Below are 16,878 nucleotides of genomic sequence, written 5' to 3' on the forward strand. Positions count from 1 at the left end.
GGCTAGGCTGGCCGCGCTATGACGAGAGGGTTTCTCAGGAAAATCAAACTGTTGTTGATGGTCATTTTGGTCGTCGGCGGTTCATGGGCGTTGACACAATGGGTCGGCGGTGAAGAGACTATCATCATTAATGGCAGAAAAGTTACTGTTATTGATGGCGATAGCTTCAAGGATGCAGACGACGAATATCGTATCTATGGTATCGATGCTCCAGAATATCGACAGATATGTAAAGATTCAGAAAATCGCGATTGGCCATGCGGGAAGTCATCGCGCACTGCCCTGGAAACGGCGTTAGGTGAAGGCGAGCATAGCTGTGATGTTCGTGCCCGCGACCGATATGGTCGCATGATTGTCACCTGTACAAACGCTGACAGGGATCTCGGTGCCTCTATGGTTGAGCAAGGCCACGCGATGTCTTCCGAAAATTTTGACCAAGTGATTTACGGCCGGGAAGAGGCAAGCGCAGAAAAGGCGAAGCGCGGCATCTGGCAGGGAGCGTTTGAAAAGCCTTCTAATTGGCGCGCTTCGCATCCTCGATAGGTTTTTGTGAAACCTGAAATGGGTTCACGGTTAAACTTCTCGGTGTTCCTTTCCATTGGGCAAGCGGATCAGCCATATGCGTGACATCATTCAGTTCGTAGATGTTTTCATATCCATAGCCGTATAGATTAATGAATGTCGGGATGTTCAGAGCGAGCGGAGCCCGTTTCAATACAATTGGCGGTACATCGTCTCGAAAATTATTATTGCAATAGATCAGGATGGGTCGTGATTTGTCGCCCAAAATTTTGGTCAGTTTCTCTTCGGTAAAATCTGAAAAAGGTATGTTGATGGCACCTTCAATATGGCCCTGTGCAAACGCGGCCGCAGATCGGCTGTCCAATATTATGGCGTCTGCCTGCTTTGCGATTCTCTTGAATCGCTTCAAATCGACGAGCCGCTCCTGTCGATAATCCGCGAGCTGCTCAGTCAGTTGAAGAAAACCGGTATAGTCCACCTGCGGGTTTACGGTTGTTTCTGAAGAAGGCTGATTCTGTGCTATAGCGGGTTGCAAGGAGAGGGTTGAAAGGATGGTGGCCAATGTCACCAGCGGTAATGTTTTCATGATCTTTGTTCCCGTTTTCAAGACTTGCACTAAATCTAGATTTTTCGGATTGCCAAAAGCTGAACCGGAACTAATCTGTCGAGCATATCTGGCGTTGCGCTTGAGTGAAATGAACCTATTGTCGTTTCACATATGCGAGCAGGATCGCAAACGGGGGAAGCGTGCACAATAATATCAAACCTAATTGGCTGTCGGAAATTGTCCGGCGCTTTTCGGTATTTGTTTATACGATCACAGGCTGGAAGGCCATTCAGGAAAACCCTGCGCCGCGCAAATGTGTGATTATCGCGGCACCGCACACCAGCAACTGGGATTTCATCTATTTTTTCGGTCTGACCAACAGCTTGAAAATCAAATCCTACTGGATAGGCAAGGATACGCTATTCAAATGGCCCTTTGGTGACATGATGCGGCGGATGGGCGGTATCCCGGTGGACCGGTCGAAATCTCAAAATATGGTCGATGCGATGGTTGCGGAATTTGAAAAGCGCGACGATTTCATTCTAACGATTCCGCCAGAAGGGACGCGAGGCAATGTGCGGCAATGGCGGACCGGTTTCTATTATATCGCACTGAAGGCCAAGGTACCGTTGATCATCGGGATGATGGACTATGCTAAGAAAACCGGCGGGCTGGGCCCCGAGATCGAAGTAACCGGCGACTATGAGGCCGATATGGAAAAGGTCAGTAGCTATTATCACAGGGTCACCCCGAAATTCCCGGAAAAGGCCATGGACGATATTGTTCACACCAATCCCGATTCGACTCCGGGCGGAGGGCAGTCGGGAGAACCAAGATGACTCTACTGGCAGCATTGGGTCAAAATTTTATCCTTCTGGTCGTGGTCATGGTCATTCTCTGGCTGGTCTCCGTGAAGATCCGCGATGTGTCCTTTATCGATGCATTCTGGGCTTATGGCATGGCGATCATGGCCGGGGCGTCGATTTGGCAAGTGGGCGATGCCGGCTGGCTCGGTTGGACGATCTTCGGTTTGACCGTCACTTGGGGTGTGCGGCTGGGCACGCATCTCTATTTGCGGTGGAGCAAGGAAGGTGAAGACCCGCGCTATACGAAAATCATCGGTACGGCGATGGAGAAAAAGGGCTGGAGTTTTGCCAAAACTGCATTGATCAAGGCGTGGATACTGCAAATCCCGCTGCTGTTCATGGTCTGCTTGCCCGCACAAATTGGGATATTACTGGCCGGTGATCAGGGCCTTGGACCGATTGCGATTATCGGGTTATTGCTTGCCGTTATCGGCATCGCTTTCGAAACAATCGGAGATGCCCAGCTAAAGGCTTTCAAAGCGGATCCAACCAATAAAGGCAAGGTGCTTGATACTGGACTTTGGCGCTATACGCGCCACCCCAATTATTTCGGTGACTTTTGTGCGTGGTGGGGCATCTGGTTGGTCGCCGCACAAGTCGGCTGGCCCGTTTGGGTGGCGATTGTCGGGCCGCTATTCCTCAGCTTCACACTGACCAAATGGAGTGGTGCGCCGATGCTGGAATATGCGCTACGGAAGAACCGGCCAGATTATGTGGACTATATCGAGCGGACGTCCGGTTTTTTCCCGATGCCGCCAAAGAGATAAATACGGATTCGGTTGGCAATTCGCGCGCCTTCAAAAAAAGGAAATATAGATGGATTTAGGGCTACAGGATAAAGTCATTTTTGTGGCTGGTGCAAGCCGGGGTATTGGTCTGGGAATTGTCGAAGCCTGTCTGGCTGAAGGTGCAAAAGTAGCAATGGCGGCTCGCGGTGAGGTTGCATTGGAGACAGAAAAATCGCGATTGGCGGATATTTACGGAGCCGACCGCCTTTGGTCGCAAGCAGGCGATTTGCGGGACAGCGCAACAGTTGATGCCATGACCGCCGACATCGAAAAGAGTTTTGGGCCGCTTTGGGGCGTTGTAGCCAATGTTGGTTTGCATCCTTGCCCTCCGGGCTTCGAAGTGGATGATGACACTTGGCGCAGTGGGATGAGTCAAAATCTTGACTCGGCCTTCATTTTGTCTCGATCGGCTTTGCGGTTCATGCAGCCGAGGAACGAGGGATCGGTTCTGTTGATCAGTTCTATCGCCGGTCTTTCGGGACTGGGAACACCTCTGACATATGGCACGGCCAAGGCAGGCATGAACCATCTTGCCAAAGAGCTAGCGGTGATTGCAGGCCCGTCAGGAGTTCGAGTCAATGTAATCGCACCAGGCAATATCATTTTTCCTGACGGAGATTGGGAGAAACGGGTCAATGGTGAAAAGGGCGCTTCCGTGATGCGATGGATCAATCGTGAAGTGCCTCTCCGGCGTTTCGGGAAGCCTGAAGAAATCGGATCAGCAGCAGCTTATGTGCTTAGTCCACGTGCCAGTTTTATTACGGGCGCGATTATCCCTGTGGATGGTGGTCAGGACAAGTAGCGCGGACCGTCAGATGTTCAGGCCGCAGCCGCCAGCACTTTATTTTCGATAATCTGGGCAAAGACATCGCTGTCCTGTGCGCCTGGGACCATGAATTTCTTGTTGAAGATGAACGCCGGAACACCCGAGATGAAGCGATCCTGCCATTCCGCTTCGACGGCGCGCACATCGGCAGCAAACATATCGCTGCCCAACAGATCGCGAACACGTTTTTCATCAAGACCAACGGAGACAGCCACTGCGGTCAATATTTCATGATCGCTGACATTTTTTCCATCGGTGAAATGGGCCTTGAACAACGCCAATTTAAGCGCGGTCTGCTTACCGGTTTCGCCAGCCCAATGAAGTAGGCGGTGGGCGTCAAACGTGTTCACCATCCGCATATTTTCATGATAGCTAAACTCGAAATCTAGATCGCTGCCAGCATTGCGCAGCCGTTCGCGATTGGCTTTGCTCTGTTCGGGCGTGGCTCCATATTTCTGCGCCATATGCTCATTAATATCCTGACCTTCTGGCGGCATGTTTGGGTTCAACTCGAAAGCATGCCAGGCAAGAGCGAATTCCGCCTTGCCTTCAAAGCGTCGCATGGCCTGTTCGAGTTTTTTATAACCGATTATGCACCAGGGACAGACGACGTCAGAGACAATATCTACGGTAATCACCGGGGTCTCTGACATAGCTTATTTCCTTTTATTGGGTGTCTGGTCAGGCTTTTTCTAAAGTGCACTGCAAGGGATGCTGGTTCTTGCGCGCGAAGTCCATCACCTGGGTGACTTTTGTTTCAGCAACTTCGTAGCTGAAGGTGCCGCAAATCCCGACGCCTTTCTGGTGAACATGCAGCATTACCCGGGTCGCTTCATCAATATCCATCTGGAAAAACCGTTTGAGTACCAGCACGACAAACTCCATTGGTGTATAGTCGTCGTTGAGTAACAGTACCTTGTAGGGATTGGGCTTCTTGGTCTTCGTCCGGGTTTTCGTCGCAATGCCAAGATCAGTGTCATCGCTGTCGCCGGTGCCGCTATCATCTGCACCGTTGTCGTCGTCATCACCAGCCATATGTGCGGGCATTTGAATAGCGTGGCCAGCCTGCAAAAAAAGCGGGTCGACGTCGGGCAATGCCGGGAAGAGAATCTCTACTTTACTCATGTTGGCTAGGATATGGTATTTTAGCCCTCGAGGGCAAGTGGCGGATTGATCAATCGGGAATGATTTTGCGATAAAACGTCCTGATATCACACATATGAAAAAGGCCGCTCCCAAAGGAACGGCCTTTTGCGTGACGATTAAAAGCGGCTTAAGCGGCTTTTTTGATCTCTTTACGGATGGTGCTAACGCGATCAGCGATTGGCTGATAGGCTTTGCCAGCCAATGTGGTGACAGCATCCATGTTGTTTGAAGTCTGGTCCATAACGCGGTCCAGGCTGCTGCGCATGAAGTCAGCCTGGATTTCAACGAAATCCTTTGGCGTCGCAACGTTCAAAGAGCTTTTCAAAACGTTGCTGGCTTCTACGAAGTTTTCACGAGTATATTTGACGTTGGTTTTGCCAATTTCCTGAGCGCCTTTAGCGGTGATTTTGCCGCTTTCGACGAGGGTTTCAACGTTCAGACGGTTGAATTCAACAGCGTCTTTAGAAACTTCAACAGCGCGGTCAGCAACTTCTTTGGCGCGTTCCTGAGCGGTTGCGGTCAGCTTTTCCAGCTGAGCCTGCATTTTAGCAGCCATGTCCTGAAGAGCTTTTTTGTTGGTTGCAGCAGCTTTTGGAGCAGCTTTTTTCACGGTTTTCTTCGCAGGTGTTTTCTTTGCGGTGGTTTTCTTTGCGGTTGTCATCTTAGTCGTTCCTTTACTAACAGTCTTTTTCGCGGTTACAGCGGCGCGTTTCGGAGCGGCTTTGCGCTTCGTAACGGTCTTTTTTGGAGCCGCTTTGGTTGCTGCAGGCTTCTTTGCAGCGGGTTTTGAAGCCGTTGTCTTTGTTGCAGCAGCAACCGGCTTCTTCGCGGCAGGAGCCGGAGCGGTTGTTGTTGCAGTCTTTGGTGCTGGTTTGGCAGCCGCCTTTGGAGCAGGTGCTATTTCAGCGGTTACAGGTTCCGCTGAGGCAGCGGCCGCATAGGCCGCTTCAGCAGAGAGGCTGGCGGGCTTATTAGCAGCCGGAACAGCCTTGGTATCAGTCGTTTTCGTATCAGCCATCTTTGCTTCCATTTGTTTGTTGCAGTGCACAAATAGGGAAGGTTTACGCTGAAGTCAAGGAAAAATGTTGCACTGCACAAAAAATGTAAGAAATCGATAAAAACATAATAATATCAATTGCATAATAAGTTATTCCAACGCCAGGTTATCAGCAAAGCCTGTTAATTTGCATGGAAATTATAGGCTTTGCTGTCCTGCAACATCAAATCAGATTGACTGTGGTTGCCACTGCAAGCAGCGAGAAGGCAGCGATACAGATGTTGGCGGTAGCTCCGACGGAGAGGTGGATCGGTTTCGCGACTGCATCAAAGCGGGCTTCATAGTCAGGATGCTCGGTTCCCATCATCCGGTCCCACCAGGTGAAGTAGAGACCGAAATTGCTGTTACCCTGACTATGGTGGAGGTCGTGATGGGTGGTGGTCGTGATCCAGCCGACAAATTTGTTGCGTGTCCAGCCGGCAGGGAACAGTTCTACACCAGCATGGCCCATGACATTGCGGATAATCATATGGGCGAGGAACAAGAAGATCGCGAAAGGATACATGCCGCTGAACAGAACCGAGATGATGAAAAGATAGATCGGCACAAACGCAGCTTCTGCCATCGCCTCGAAGGAAGAGAAGCTATAAGCAGCCCACGGTGTCGGCGTGCGCGACTTGTGATGATGCAGGTGTGAAAAGCGGAACATGGTCTTCGTGTGCAGCCAGCGATGCATCCAGTAGAAATAGGCATCATGGGCAACAATCATCGCCACCAGCTGCAAAATGAATAGAGGCCAGATGATTTCGCCGGTCATCACTGTGATCCAGCCAGATGCTTCCAGCAAGACCGTGCTGATTGTGGTCAATCCAAATACGACTACCGTTCGCATGGATGATAGAAATTCGCGTTTATAGTCGGCGAAACCTGCTTTGCGGGATTGGATACGCCGGACTGCGCTCCATTTGCCAAAGGCCCAGAGGATCAGAGACAATGTGCCCGCCGCAATCAGATAACGCCCCAGATCAAAGGTGAAGGCACCAATCATATGGTCCACTATGGCATCAAAAAGTTCAGGCATAACATTCTCCATCAAAGGCAGTGTTGGTTTGATGAAGGCAAAGTGACAGAAAGCCTCGCCCACCTCTCTGCAATGCTGAAAAATGCTGTGCGATTTTGAAAATGATCAGACTATTTCAGTTTTGATCAATCGCTGCTTTGCGGAAATCACTAGGTGTTTGGCCGGTTTCAGAGCGAAAGGCGCGATTGAACGGGGCGAGTGATCCGTAGCCTAAATCCATCGCAATTGTCAGAATCGGTAAGTCTACCATGTTGCGGTCCGCCAATTTTTCCTTGGCTTCGGTGATTCGATAACCATTGAGAAAGGACGAAAAATTGCGATGACCAAGCTGTTTGTTGATTAACGCGCGCAACCGATGTTCCTGCGTATCCAATTGAGAAGCCAGTGTTGCAATAGTGAGCGACGGTGCGCGATATTGGCCATCATTCATCGCAGCCAAGAGCTTTTCATGCAAAACGGTTTCGCTTGGCGATAGATTTGCAGCGGTGTATTTTTTTGTCCGCGAATAGTTCCGTTCGACGAGAACTTCTGGTTCTGCAATGAGCAGCGCAGAGCCAGCGCATAAAACCAATAGAAAGATGAAAGAAGCATTTACAACGGATGCAACCGGCAGGTTGGTTTGCCCGCCATAGAGCAATTCGAACAACAACACCCCGCCTACCTGCAAGCCGATCAACAGTGGCAAATAGGTGCTTATCAGTCTGCGCTTTTCAACCAGATCATCAGCTCTTCCACCCATTGCAATCACCATCAGATGAACGATCAAGGCGAGCGAGGTAATGCGGATCGCATCAAATGTCAGCCATCGACCATCCATGGCCAAGTTTGTGGATCCCCATAGAAGGAACAGGATCAGCGAAGCGCCGATCAGAATTTTCTTGTTGATAGGCCGTTCAAACAATTCGTGAGCGAACACCCAGGCCCAAATGGTCGTAGATACGGACAGGAAATCGATTAGAGTTTCCAACATGCCCTCATCGGGGAAAAAGCCAGATGAGTTCAATATATAAGCCATCGAGCTGACGAGCAGGCCAATGGCGACGATTTTGAGTCTTGTGCGTATCCTGCCGCCAATCAAGACGGCAATGATCATGATCTGCCCACCAATGGTCAGCAGCCGTAATATCATATCTACAAATGCCAAGTCTAATCCGGCGATTGCTATAACCTTCCCTGTTATGTGCTATGCTAGCTCATCTTCTTCTGTTCGCAACGGGAATTTCGCTAATACGTCCGTTCGGGCACTGTGCAGATTATTCTTTGGTTTCTGAAACGGCTATGTGTAACAGCTTAGCCATGCAGCGCGAATATGTCCCATGTCTAAACTGAAATCCATCGCGACCGCTCTTCCTGACCACAAGATCAGCCAAGAGGATGTTCTAGCCGTGCTGGCAAAGGCGCGCGGGTCAGCCTTGCCGGCGCGATTGAAGCAGATACTGGGCAATAGCGGGATTGATCATCGTTATATCGCACGGGATCCGGATTATTATCTGGAACAGCGCAGCTGGCCCGAGCGCGCGCAAATTTATGATGAAGTGGGTCGGACACTGGCCGAGCGATCAGCATCGGCGGCATTGGAAAAAGCAACCCTGAAACCGGTGGACATTGATTCCATAGTCATGATTTCTACCACCGGCACGATGACGCCCTCAATCCCCAGCCGACTGATAGAGACGATGGGCTTTCGCCAGTCGGTGCAAACCGTGCCGGTTTTTGGCTATGGCTGCGCCGGTGGGATATTGGGTATAAGGCTGGCCAATGATCTGGCGGATGCCAATGGCGGGCAGAATGTCCTGCTCATTGCATTGGAGTTGTGTAGTCTTTCCTACGACTACAGCCAGTTCGATAAAAAGAACATGATCGCCACAGCCCTGTTTGCTGATGGCTGTGCGGCGGGAGTGTTGACCGGCAGGACCGGGCAGGGTGAAGGTCCCCATTTTCGGGCGTTCGATCAGAAAACCTGGCCGGATACCCGCGACATGATGGGCTGGGACATCGGTGACACCGGTTTTGACCTTGTGCTTGCGCGGGACATCCCAACCTTTGTGGCGAAGGACTTTGCCCCCTTTTGCGACGGTTTCCTGAACGAACAGGGGCTAGAAAAATCGCAAATGAGCGAACCGGCCTGTCATCCTGGCGGAGGCCGCGTGGTGGAAGCGCTAGAAGACTATTTTGCGCCAGAGCTGTCCGGCATTCCTGCCACTCGCGAAATATTGCGCCATCATGGGAATATGTCATCACCAACGGTGCTGTTTGTTCTGGAAAATTTACTGAGAGATAAACCTGAGAAACCTGTCCTGATGACAGCGCTCGGCCCGGGCTTTACATCCGTGCTCGGAATACTCGATCCTGCAGGAGCAGATTAATGGATAATCTGGGCGCGATTTTTTCGACACCCCCGACCCTCGTCACGTGGGTGTTAATTTATATTGTCGCACAGCGGCTTGGTGAACTGGTTTACGCGAACCGAAATACCAAGCGTTTGCTATCAGAGGGCGGCGAGGAATTCGGGGCGGACCATTATCACTGGTTCATCTTCCTTCACAGCGCATGGTTGGCCATCATCTTTTTGCTAGTCGATCCGCTGCGAGAGCTGAATCCTATATTGTTGGCGCTGTTCGTTGGAACACAGGTCTTGCGGGTCTGGACATTGGCTTCGATCGGCCGTTGGTGGACCACAAGGATCATCTCGGCACCTCATTTTGATCGGGTGAAGCGGGGCCCTTATAAGTTTGTCAGTCACCCCAATTATCTGGTGGTTGTGCTGGAAATCGCAATTGTGCCTTTGTTGATGGGTTTGCCATGGGTGGCTTTGCTATTTTCACTATTGAACGCGATCTTGTTGCGGCACCGCATCGGCGTAGAGAATATCGTGCTGCAGCGGCGCGGTTAGTATCAATCTTCGCTGTCAGCAGTCGGCAGATACGCGGTGACCTTTATCTCGATAATCGCCTTTTCACCGCCGAACAGCTGGCTCACACCAATGGCGGTCCAGGCAGGATAAGGAGCTGGTACCCGCTCCTCTTTTACCGCCCACATCGGCCCGACATATTTGTCGAGATCTGTAAGATAGGAGGTCACGTCAACCACATCGCTCCAATCCCCGCCCGATGCTTTCAGGATCATTTCGATTTCTTCAAAAGCGCGGATGACGGCCGGTCTGATATCTGCATCGGTTTCGTCATCCTTCAGGCGTGCAACAACGCCGGACAGATAGACCATGTCGCCCGCACGCACGGCTGGCGCAAAGCGAAAATTCTCATAACTTTCCTTCAAGGATTCCGGGATGATGACTTGTTTTTGTGCATGAACCGCAGGAGCGTTTATCAAGATAAATACCGCTGCCATGGCGGTGATTAAGATTTTGATATGCTGCATATTACGAACCCCTTCATCGAAAAGGCTAAACGGAAAGGAAGAGGGTCGCAAGCATGTTGGCAGTCACCCACCTTTCTGCGCAATTGGCCGCACAGCCGCCTGGGTAATTTTCCGGTCAGTTTTCGTGCGAGTTTCGCTAGCACCATTCGCCGGCCTCGGCTAACGGGCTTTTATGGTTAGTGCAGCGCAATCTTTTCTAGCACCGAATCCGTGGCGCCATGAAGCGAGCACGACGCTGAAACTCGCCTGGCCACTTATCCTGTCCAACCTGACCATGGCGATGATTGGTGCGACCGATGTGTTGATGATCGGCTGGCTGGGCGCACGCGAACTGGCTGCCGCGACACTTGGCTTCAATCTGGCAATGAGCTGTGCGATTTTCTGCATGGGTCTGGTGACTGCATCTGCGCCCATGATGGCCAGCGAAATAGGCCGTATGGGTCATAGTGTTCGTGATGTCCGCCGGACATTCCGGCAGGCCGTCTGGGCGGCTATCACGGTCATAATCCCGTTCTGGCTATTGCTGTGGAATACTGAAAGCATTCTGGTTTTCTTTGGCCAGCAGCCCGATCTAGCGCGCAATGCAGGACTCTATATCTCGGCCTATATGTGGTCGATATTGCCGTTTTTATGTTTCATCATATTGCGCAATTTTATCTCCGCACTGGAGCAACCGGTATGGGCGCTGATCATTAGTGTGATCGCCGTAATGGCCAATGCCCTGTTCAACTATGCTCTGATTTTCGGGAAATTCGGTGTGCCGGCATTTGGCGTGATTGGCGCGGGTATTGGCAGTGTGATGACCAATATGCTGATGTTTGGTGGTATGGCTTTGGTGGTCATTCTCCACAAGCGTTTCCGGCGCTATTGTTTGTTCGGACGCTTCTGGCGTGCCGACTGGCAACGGTATCGCGCTTTATGGAAACTGGGATTGCCAATCGCTGTTACCATGGGACTGGAAGGTTCGGTTTTTGGTATTGCCGCTTTGCTGATGGGTTTGATCAATGCCGAATCCGTCGCGGCGCATGCGATAGCGCTGCAACTTGCGTCACTGACTTTCATGGTTCCGATGGGACTGGGGCAGGCGGCTACCGTTCGAGTGGGTATCCAATATGGTCGACGGGACCATGCCGGAATTACGCGGGCGGGATGGGTGAGTTTCGCTCTCGGTACGTCATTCATGGCGGCGATGGCGATGGTCTTCGTGCTGGCCCCCGACTTCCTGATCGCGATTTTCATCGATGCCAACGCCCCCGGCAACGATAAAGTCGCTTCGCTGGCAGTCAGCTTTCTGGCAATTGCGGCTATCTTTCAAATAGTCGACGGAGCGCAGGTGGTTGGGGCTGGAATGCTGCGCGGACTGCATGATACCACTGTGCCTATGGTCTTTGCGCTGATGGGCTACTGGTTCATCGGCATTGGTGTCGGCGCCGGTCTGGCTTTCTGGCAGGGTTGGGAAGGCATTGGTGTTTGGACAGGCCTGGCGAGCGGATTGGGCATTGTCGCCGTGTTGATGCTGGCGCGGTGGATGATGCGAGAGCGGATCGGGTTGCTGCCTTAGCCCTCGTGATATGTGCCGCTTCACCAAGCGCCTGCGAAAATCATCAATAGCAAAAAACTATCAATGAAGCGCAGTCGTTTCGATTGGATCAATCAGCAAATCTTTGGCAAATCTTTTGGCAGTAGAGGCACCAGCCTTCACGTAGTCAAAAGGAGGCCGTTATGAAAAGCTATTTAGACGAACTCATCAAACGCCACCGTCGGCTCAATCGACTGATTGACAATTGCAAGGCCGCAGGTCGGCAACAGGAAATGCAGCATTTGAAGCGCATTCGCCTCAGTATCAAAGACAAGATCGCCGCTGTAAAGCGCGAGCTGGTTCCTGTTACGACCTAACAGGCCAGATAATGTTGGGCGGCATATAACGTGTTTCACTCCCCGGTCCCCGCCGGAAACCAAAATATGTCGCCCAATATTCAACACTATCGACCCCGATCGGCGGGCCCCAGTTTACAGCCTTAAATCAGGATATGCCATGAACTCTGATTCCCCAAAGGACTCGCCCAGACACCAGGCGTCGCCATCCATGCCTTGTCCGGTTTGTAATGTCAGCCTCACAATCAGTGAACGCAAGGGCGTCGAAATTGACTTTTGCCCGCAGTGTCGCGGTGTTTGGCTTGATCGTGGTGAAATTGATAAAATTGTCGAAAGGTCACGGCCAGACACAATACCGGGACACGAACAAACCTATCGGCCTGATCGCACCATCTACAGCGATACGTACAACAACCGAAATTATAAGAAAAAACGCCGCAAATCCTTTCTGGAGGATCTGTTCGACTAGAGATTGAAACTAGGGGGTGAAAGGTATCAGCCCGGCAAATTGCTTGGGCTGAAAACCGTTTTTGAGCTGAGCGCCCTGTTTGAGCAGAAAGTCATGGCGCACGATCTCGGCCTGTTGCTCAATACCGTATGCATGAAAAGGCTTTCCGGGAATGAGCTCATAGTCATATCGGCAAAACGGATGGCGGGCGAGGGGCAGGAAAACACCCTGTTGATGCTGCCACACATGAACCATTTCGTGGATCAACAATCCCTGAAGATTGAGACCTTTCTCGCAATAGTCGTCGCAATATAGTCCGCCGGCTGGATGGAACCATATATTGCCGTCTGGCGCCATCGTCACACGCCGGGGATGAAACGGCCACCACTTGCGGTTGAAGATCTTTATCGGGCGATAATCGATCGCACTGCCAAATACCGAACGGCATAATGTAACTTCCGCTTCGCTGAGCGGGCGGCTGATTTCTCGGTTTTCTGGCACCTATTCTGCGCTGTCGGTATTTTCTGCATTGTCATCAGAACTGTCGGGTGTTCCGATTTTCTTGACTATGCCCTGAACCTCAATCCGATCGTCGTTGGAGAATATGAAGAGCATCTTCAATCTTCCCTGCGCGACAGAGCCGCCGCCCACGCCCCAGATCATGAGATGTTTGCCGCCGGGCTCAAATTTCACCGTTTCGCCTGCCGGGATGGGAACGGAATCAATCGATTGCATGCTTGCCATGCCACCTTCGTCTGACGTTTCATGCATTTCCATTCGCATGACATCATCAGCCGTAACGCTGACCAAGGTGACATCCTCTGGTCCACCATAGATTGTCGCATAGCCTGAAGCGGGGTTGCCATCCACGGGGGACAGATTGACAACAACCTCGGCGACACGCAGCACATCGCCTTGACCGCAGCTGCTTAAAAAAACTGCAGCGAGGCTTGCAAAAAAAATCGAAAGCTGTTTCGTCATGACTGGCTGAAAACTCCTAAATTTGGGGGCCTGTGAGTGGTTTCTCTTAATGTATAGCTTCCGCATCCTCGTGCCAAGGCTTGTGCCAAAGAAAATGCCTCCTATATCCCAATTCGAAGCCGTAGCGGTGCCAACTGAACAGGGCCGGGCGGTTATTTTGCTAATTATAGAAAATATTTGAAATTGAATTGAGGGAAAAATGGCTAAAGTTATCGGTATTGATTTGGGCACCACCAACAGCTGTGTTGCCGTTATGGACGGCGGCAAGCCGAAAGTTATTGAGAACGCGGAAGGTGCACGGACAACACCGTCTGTCGTGGCTTTTGCAAAAGACGGCGAACGTTTGATCGGACAGCCGGCTAAGCGTCAGGCTGTCACCAATCCGGAAAGCACTATTTTTGCGGTAAAGCGCCTGATCGGTCGCCGGTTCGACGATCCGATGACCAAAAAAGACATGGAATTGGTTCCTTATGAGATTGTCAAAGGTTCCAACGGTGATGCTTGGGTGAAAGCCGGCGGAGAAGATTATTCTCCCGCTCAGATTTCAGCTTTCACGTTGCAGAAGATGAAGGAAACCGCCGAGGGATATCTCGGTGAAACAGTAACGCAGGCCGTTATCACGGTTCCTGCCTATTTTAACGACGCCCAGCGTCAGGCAACTAAGGATGCCGGTAAAATTGCCGGCCTTGAAGTATTGCGGATCATCAACGAGCCAACCGCTGCGGCTTTGGCATATGGGCTTGAGAAAAACGACGGCAAAACCATCGCGGTTTATGACCTTGGCGGTGGTACGTTCGATATCTCGATCCTCGAAATTGGTGACGGTGTCTTCGAAGTGAAATCCACCAACGGCGATACGTTCCTGGGCGGTGAAGATTTTGATGCGAAACTGGTTACCTATCTGGCTGAAGATTTCAAGAAAGCGGAAAGTATTGACCTAACCAAGGACAAACTGGCTCTGCAACGTTTGAAAGAAGCAGCTGAAAAAGCGAAGATTGAATTGTCTTCGGCGCAGACCACAGAGGTCAACCTGCCGTTCATTACCGCTGACCAAAATGGTCCCAAGCATCTGGTCAAGTCGATCACGCGCTCCGACCTTGAAAAGCTGGTCGGTGACCTGATCAAGCGTACGCTTGATCCTTGTAAGAAGGCATTGAAAGACGCTGGCATTAACGCATCGGAAATTGACGATGTCGTGATGGTCGGCGGCATGACCCGTATGCCCAAGGTCCGCGAAACCGTGCAGGAATTTTTCGGTAAAGAACCGCATACCGGCGTGAATCCCGATGAAGTTGTTGCCATGGGTGCCGCCATTCAAGCCGGCGTTTTGCAGGGCGACGTCAAAGATGTACTTCTGCTCGACGTGACTCCATTGTCGCTGGGTATCGAAACTCTTGGCGGTGTCTTTACCCGCATGATTGATCGTAACACGACCATCCCGACAAAGAAATCGCAGGTATACTCAACCGCTGATGACAATCAGGGCGCTGTGACCATCCGCGTATTCCAGGGCGAACGTGAAATGGCCGCTGACAACAAGATGCTCGGCAATTTCGATTTGGTCGGTATTCCACCAGCCCCGCGCGGTGTACCGCAGATTGACGTGACGTTTGATATTGATGCCAATGGTATCGTCAACGTTTCGGCCAAGGATAAGGGCACCGGCAAAGAACAGCAGATCAAGATCCAGGCTTCTGGCGGTCTGACCGATAATGATATCGATCAGATGGTTGAAGATGCTGAAAAATTTGCGGAAGAAGACAAGAAACGTCGCGAAGAGGCGGAAGCCAAAAACAACGCGGAAAGCCTTGTCCACACGACCGAGAAGCAATTGTCCGAACATGGTGACAAGATTGACGCTGATCTGAAAGGTCAGATTGAAGAGGCAGTCAAGGAAACCAAGGAAGCAATTGAAGGCGGTGATCCGGAAGCGATGAAAACCAAGTCAGAAGCACTGGCACAGGTTTCCATGCAGATGGGTCAGAAAATCTACGAAGCCGAGCAAGCGGCTGGCGGCGATGCTGCCGATGCGGCAGCTGCAGACGCAGCGGCAAAGGCGGACGATGATGTGGTCGACGCCGAATTTTCCGAAGTAGATGACAGCGATGACGCTGATTCTGACGCAAAAGAAAAAGCTGCTGAGTAAGTAAAATCTATCTCCTCGCATTCTCCCTGACACTGTTACGGGAAGAGTGCGGGGAGCTTCGGCTGGCAAGGTCTGGGCGAAGTATGCGTATGGCTTCGGGGGAAGCAAAGTAATGGCGACCGAAATGGACTATTATCAGCAGCTTGAAGTCGATCGCAGTTGCGACGGCGCAACGCTGAAATCATCTTATCGCAAGCTGGCGATGAAATATCACCCGGACAAAAATCCCGGAAATGCTGATGCTGAGGCGAAATTCAAGTCGATCAGCGAAGCCTATGATGTTCTGAAAGATCCTCAGAAGCGTGCGGCTTATGACCAATATGGTCATGCGGCTTTCACCAACGGCGGCGGCAATAATGCTGGTGGCGGCGGCGGGTTCGGCGGCGCGGCGTTTAACGATATTGGCGATATTTTCGAGACGATTTTCGGCGGTGGCGGTGGCGGCGGCTTTGGCGGTCAGCAGCAACAGCGCGGCCCAGCCCGTGGTGCGGATTTGCGCTATGATATGGAAATCTCTCTTGAAGATGCTTTTCATGGCAAGCAGACTGAAATTGAAATTGATGTTTCTGTCGGCTGTGATGAATGTGACGGTTCAGGTGCAGAACCAGGCACCGGCGTAAAAACCTGTCCAACCTGTCATGGTCACGGCAAGGTTCGCGCGCAACAGGGCTTTTTCGTTGTCGAACGCACCTGCGCCAGCTGTCAGGGTCGCGGCGAAGTGATCGAGAGCCCATGCCACGTCTGTCTTGGAGAAGGCCGGGTCGACAAGCCACAGGCCTTGGAAGTTGAAATTCCCGCTGGCGTTGATAGCGGCACACGAATTCGGTTGACCGGTAAAGGCGAAGCAGGCGCGCGCGGCGCTCCTCCAGGTGACCTTTATATCTTCCTCCATCTCGCCCGACATGATATTTTCGAGCGTGAGGGCACAACCCTGTTCACCCGTGCACCGATCAGTTTCTCGGTTGCGGCACTGGGAGGCGAAATTGTCATTCCTGGTCTCGACGGTGCGAAGCATGAAATTCGGATTCCGCCTGGAATTCAGTCAGGCAAGCAGATTCGCCAGCGTGGTGCCGGAATGCCGGTTCTGCGTGGTCGCGGGCATGGCGATATGGTCGTTCAGATTGAGGTTGAAACACCAACCAAATTGTCGGCACGGCAAAAGGAATTGCTACGAGAGTTCCAAGAGACCGAGACCGGTGACGAAAGCCCGAATAGCAGCGGATTTTTCTCGAAAATCAAAGAAGCCTGGGACGGCTTGGCTGACTAGGGCAAGGTGA

General features: G+C 51.7%; 21 protein-coding genes. 12 read left to right on the forward strand and 9 right to left on the reverse strand.

Annotated features, from left to right (window positions below; genetic code table 11):
* Window positions 1-18 precede the first annotated feature (18 nt).
* Complete coding sequence (locus DG177_RS16795) at window positions 19-543, forward strand: thermonuclease family protein (protein ID WP_108812538.1); 525 nt, start codon at window positions 19-21, stop codon at window positions 541-543.
* Here DG177_RS16795 and DG177_RS16800 read toward each other — a convergent pair.
* Entirely contained in the window at window positions 515-1,108 is a 594-nt protein-coding gene (locus DG177_RS16800) for a rhodanese-like domain-containing protein (RefSeq protein WP_108812539.1), read from the reverse strand. The genes DG177_RS16795 and DG177_RS16800 overlap by 29 nt on opposite strands.
* A 161-nt stretch (window positions 1,109-1,269) precedes the next feature.
* On the opposite strand from DG177_RS16800, the gene DG177_RS16805 reads away from it, so the two are divergent.
* The 3 genes from DG177_RS16805 to DG177_RS16815 are packed head-to-tail and all read left to right on the forward strand — an operon-like array spanning window position 1,270 to window position 3,525.
* A complete protein-coding gene (locus tag DG177_RS16805; RefSeq protein WP_337658977.1) occupies window positions 1,270-1,908 on the forward strand; it encodes a lysophospholipid acyltransferase family protein in 639 nt (212 codons plus the stop codon).
* On the forward strand, window positions 1,905-2,702 hold the full coding sequence (locus DG177_RS16810; protein WP_108812540.1) for a DUF1295 domain-containing protein: 798 nt from the start codon (window positions 1,905-1,907) through the stop codon (window positions 2,700-2,702). Before DG177_RS16805 ends, DG177_RS16810 begins: the two co-directional genes overlap by 4 nt.
* Window positions 2,703-2,751: 49 nt before the next feature.
* Window positions 2,752-3,525 (forward strand): SDR family oxidoreductase, encoded by a 774-nt coding sequence (locus tag DG177_RS16815; protein ID WP_108812541.1) that lies wholly within the window; start codon window positions 2,752-2,754, stop codon window positions 3,523-3,525.
* Window positions 3,526-3,542: 17 nt separating this feature from the next.
* Here DG177_RS16815 and DG177_RS16820 read toward each other — a convergent pair whose 3' ends face one another.
* The 3 genes from DG177_RS16820 to DG177_RS17825 all read right to left on the reverse strand — a co-directional run bounded on the left by DG177_RS16820 (window position 3,543) and on the right by DG177_RS17825 (window position 5,305).
* Window positions 3,543-4,202 carry a DsbA family protein gene (locus DG177_RS16820; protein WP_108812542.1) on the reverse strand — a complete coding sequence of 220 codons (660 nt, stop codon included), beginning with the start codon at window positions 4,200-4,202 and terminating at the stop codon, window positions 3,543-3,545.
* A 28-nt stretch (window positions 4,203-4,230) separates the two neighbouring features.
* Window positions 4,231-4,596 carry an ATP-dependent Clp protease adapter ClpS gene (gene clpS, locus DG177_RS16825; protein WP_108813044.1) on the reverse strand — a complete coding sequence of 122 codons (366 nt, stop codon included), beginning with the start codon at window positions 4,594-4,596 and terminating at the stop codon, window positions 4,231-4,233.
* Window positions 4,597-4,822: 226 nt separating this feature from the next.
* Window positions 4,823-5,305, reverse strand: coding sequence for a phasin family protein (locus DG177_RS17825; protein ID WP_337658978.1), 483 nt, complete (start codon window positions 5,303-5,305; stop codon window positions 4,823-4,825).
* Here DG177_RS17825 and DG177_RS17830 point away from each other — a divergent pair.
* Window positions 5,271-5,636, forward strand: coding sequence for a hypothetical protein (locus tag DG177_RS17830; protein WP_337658979.1), 366 nt, complete (start codon window positions 5,271-5,273; stop codon window positions 5,634-5,636). The genes DG177_RS17825 and DG177_RS17830 overlap by 35 nt on opposite strands.
* 279 nt (window positions 5,637-5,915) lie before the next feature.
* Here the strand turns inward: DG177_RS17830 and DG177_RS16835 are convergent, their stop codons facing one another.
* Window positions 5,916-6,773 carry a sterol desaturase family protein gene (locus DG177_RS16835; RefSeq protein WP_337658981.1) on the reverse strand — a complete coding sequence of 286 codons (858 nt, stop codon included), beginning with the start codon at window positions 6,771-6,773 and terminating at the stop codon, window positions 5,916-5,918.
* A gap of 115 nt (window positions 6,774-6,888) precedes the next feature.
* Window positions 6,889-7,902, reverse strand: coding sequence for a helix-turn-helix domain-containing protein (locus DG177_RS16840; RefSeq protein ID WP_337658982.1), 1,014 nt, complete (start codon window positions 7,900-7,902; stop codon window positions 6,889-6,891).
* Window positions 7,903-8,089: 187 nt separating this feature from the next.
* On the opposite strand from DG177_RS16840, the gene DG177_RS16845 reads away from it, so the two are divergent.
* Together DG177_RS16845 and DG177_RS16850 are read left to right on the forward strand one after the other, a co-directional pair.
* A complete protein-coding gene (locus tag DG177_RS16845) occupies window positions 8,090-9,139 on the forward strand; it encodes a type III polyketide synthase (protein WP_108812546.1) in 1,050 nt (349 codons plus the stop codon).
* On the forward strand, window positions 9,139-9,666 hold the full coding sequence (locus DG177_RS16850; protein WP_108812547.1) for an isoprenylcysteine carboxylmethyltransferase family protein: 528 nt from the start codon (window positions 9,139-9,141) through the stop codon (window positions 9,664-9,666). Before DG177_RS16845 ends, DG177_RS16850 begins: the two co-directional genes overlap by 1 nt.
* 2 nt (window positions 9,667-9,668) lie before the next feature.
* Here DG177_RS16850 and DG177_RS16855 read toward each other — a convergent pair whose 3' ends face one another.
* On the reverse strand, window positions 9,669-10,151 hold the full coding sequence (locus DG177_RS16855; RefSeq protein ID WP_108812548.1) for a Rid family hydrolase: 483 nt from the start codon (window positions 10,149-10,151) through the stop codon (window positions 9,669-9,671).
* A gap of 172 nt (window positions 10,152-10,323) precedes the next feature.
* On the opposite strand from DG177_RS16855, the gene DG177_RS16860 reads away from it, so the two are divergent.
* From DG177_RS16860 to DG177_RS16870, 3 genes are all read left to right on the forward strand, one after another.
* The gene (locus DG177_RS16860; RefSeq protein ID WP_108812549.1) at window positions 10,324-11,712 is read left to right on the forward strand and encodes an MATE family efflux transporter; all 1,389 of its coding nucleotides are present in this window, start codon (window positions 10,324-10,326) and stop codon (window positions 11,710-11,712) included.
* Window positions 11,713-11,873: 161 nt separating this feature from the next.
* Entirely contained in the window at window positions 11,874-12,047 is a 174-nt protein-coding gene (locus tag DG177_RS16865) for a DUF465 domain-containing protein (RefSeq protein ID WP_108812550.1), read from the forward strand.
* Window positions 12,048-12,186: 139 nt separating this feature from the next.
* Entirely contained in the window at window positions 12,187-12,495 is a 309-nt protein-coding gene (locus DG177_RS16870) for a TFIIB-type zinc ribbon-containing protein (protein ID WP_337658983.1), read from the forward strand.
* Between the two features lie 9 nt (window positions 12,496-12,504).
* Here DG177_RS16870 and DG177_RS16875 read toward each other — a convergent pair whose 3' ends face one another.
* Window positions 12,505-12,975 (reverse strand): vgr related protein, encoded by a 471-nt coding sequence (locus DG177_RS16875; protein ID WP_337658984.1) that lies wholly within the window; start codon window positions 12,973-12,975, stop codon window positions 12,505-12,507.
* The gene (locus DG177_RS16880) at window positions 12,976-13,455 is read right to left on the reverse strand and encodes a copper chaperone PCu(A)C (protein WP_337658985.1); all 480 of its coding nucleotides are present in this window, start codon (window positions 13,453-13,455) and stop codon (window positions 12,976-12,978) included.
* Between the two features lie 199 nt (window positions 13,456-13,654).
* Between DG177_RS16880 and dnaK the strand changes: the two genes are divergently transcribed.
* Both dnaK and dnaJ read left to right on the forward strand, forming a co-directional pair.
* Entirely contained in the window at window positions 13,655-15,601 is a 1,947-nt protein-coding gene (dnaK, locus tag DG177_RS16885; RefSeq protein WP_108812553.1) for a molecular chaperone DnaK, read from the forward strand.
* 112 nt (window positions 15,602-15,713) lie between these two features.
* Window positions 15,714-16,868 carry a molecular chaperone DnaJ gene (gene dnaJ / locus DG177_RS16890; protein WP_108812554.1) on the forward strand — a complete coding sequence of 385 codons (1,155 nt, stop codon included), beginning with the start codon at window positions 15,714-15,716 and terminating at the stop codon, window positions 16,866-16,868.
* Window positions 16,869-16,878 lie beyond the last annotated feature (10 nt).

Origin of the sequence: Sphingorhabdus sp. Alg231-15, from assembly GCF_900149705.1 — a bacterium.
Classification (GTDB): domain Bacteria; phylum Pseudomonadota; class Alphaproteobacteria; order Sphingomonadales; family Sphingomonadaceae; genus Parasphingorhabdus.

Bases quoted from the DNA above. Each gene is read 5' to 3' on its own strand.
- DG177_RS16795 (WP_108812538.1), top strand. From the start codon at position 19: ATGACGAGAGGGTTTCTCAGGAAAATCAAACTGTTGTTGATGGTCATT.
- DG177_RS16800 (WP_108812539.1), bottom strand. From the start codon at position 1,108: ATGAAAACATTACCGCTGGTGACATTGGCCACCATCCTTTCAACCCTC.
- DG177_RS16810 (WP_108812540.1), top strand. From the start codon at position 1,905: ATGACTCTACTGGCAGCATTGGGTCAAAATTTTATCCTTCTGGTCGTG.
- DG177_RS16815 (WP_108812541.1), top strand. From the start codon at position 2,752: ATGGATTTAGGGCTACAGGATAAAGTCATTTTTGTGGCTGGTGCAAGC.
- DG177_RS16820 (WP_108812542.1), bottom strand. From the start codon at position 4,202: ATGTCAGAGACCCCGGTGATTACCGTAGATATTGTCTCTGACGTCGTC.
- clpS (WP_108813044.1), bottom strand. From the start codon at position 4,596: ATGCCCGCACATATGGCTGGTGATGACGACGACAACGGTGCAGATGAT.
- DG177_RS16835 (WP_337658981.1), bottom strand. From the start codon at position 6,773: ATGCCTGAACTTTTTGATGCCATAGTGGACCATATGATTGGTGCCTTC.
- DG177_RS16840 (WP_337658982.1), bottom strand. From the start codon at position 7,902: ATGATATTACGGCTGCTGACCATTGGTGGGCAGATCATGATCATTGCC.
- DG177_RS16845 (WP_108812546.1), top strand. From the start codon at position 8,090: ATGTCTAAACTGAAATCCATCGCGACCGCTCTTCCTGACCACAAGATC.
- DG177_RS16850 (WP_108812547.1), top strand. From the start codon at position 9,139: ATGGATAATCTGGGCGCGATTTTTTCGACACCCCCGACCCTCGTCACG.
- DG177_RS16855 (WP_108812548.1), bottom strand. From the start codon at position 10,151: ATGCAGCATATCAAAATCTTAATCACCGCCATGGCAGCGGTATTTATC.
- DG177_RS16860 (WP_108812549.1), top strand. From the start codon at position 10,324: ATGGTTAGTGCAGCGCAATCTTTTCTAGCACCGAATCCGTGGCGCCAT.
- DG177_RS16865 (WP_108812550.1), top strand. From the start codon at position 11,874: ATGAAAAGCTATTTAGACGAACTCATCAAACGCCACCGTCGGCTCAAT.
- DG177_RS16870 (WP_337658983.1), top strand. From the start codon at position 12,187: ATGAACTCTGATTCCCCAAAGGACTCGCCCAGACACCAGGCGTCGCCA.
- DG177_RS16880 (WP_337658985.1), bottom strand. From the start codon at position 13,455: ATGACGAAACAGCTTTCGATTTTTTTTGCAAGCCTCGCTGCAGTTTTT.
- dnaK (WP_108812553.1), top strand. From the start codon at position 13,655: ATGGCTAAAGTTATCGGTATTGATTTGGGCACCACCAACAGCTGTGTT.
- dnaJ (WP_108812554.1), top strand. From the start codon at position 15,714: ATGGCGACCGAAATGGACTATTATCAGCAGCTTGAAGTCGATCGCAGT.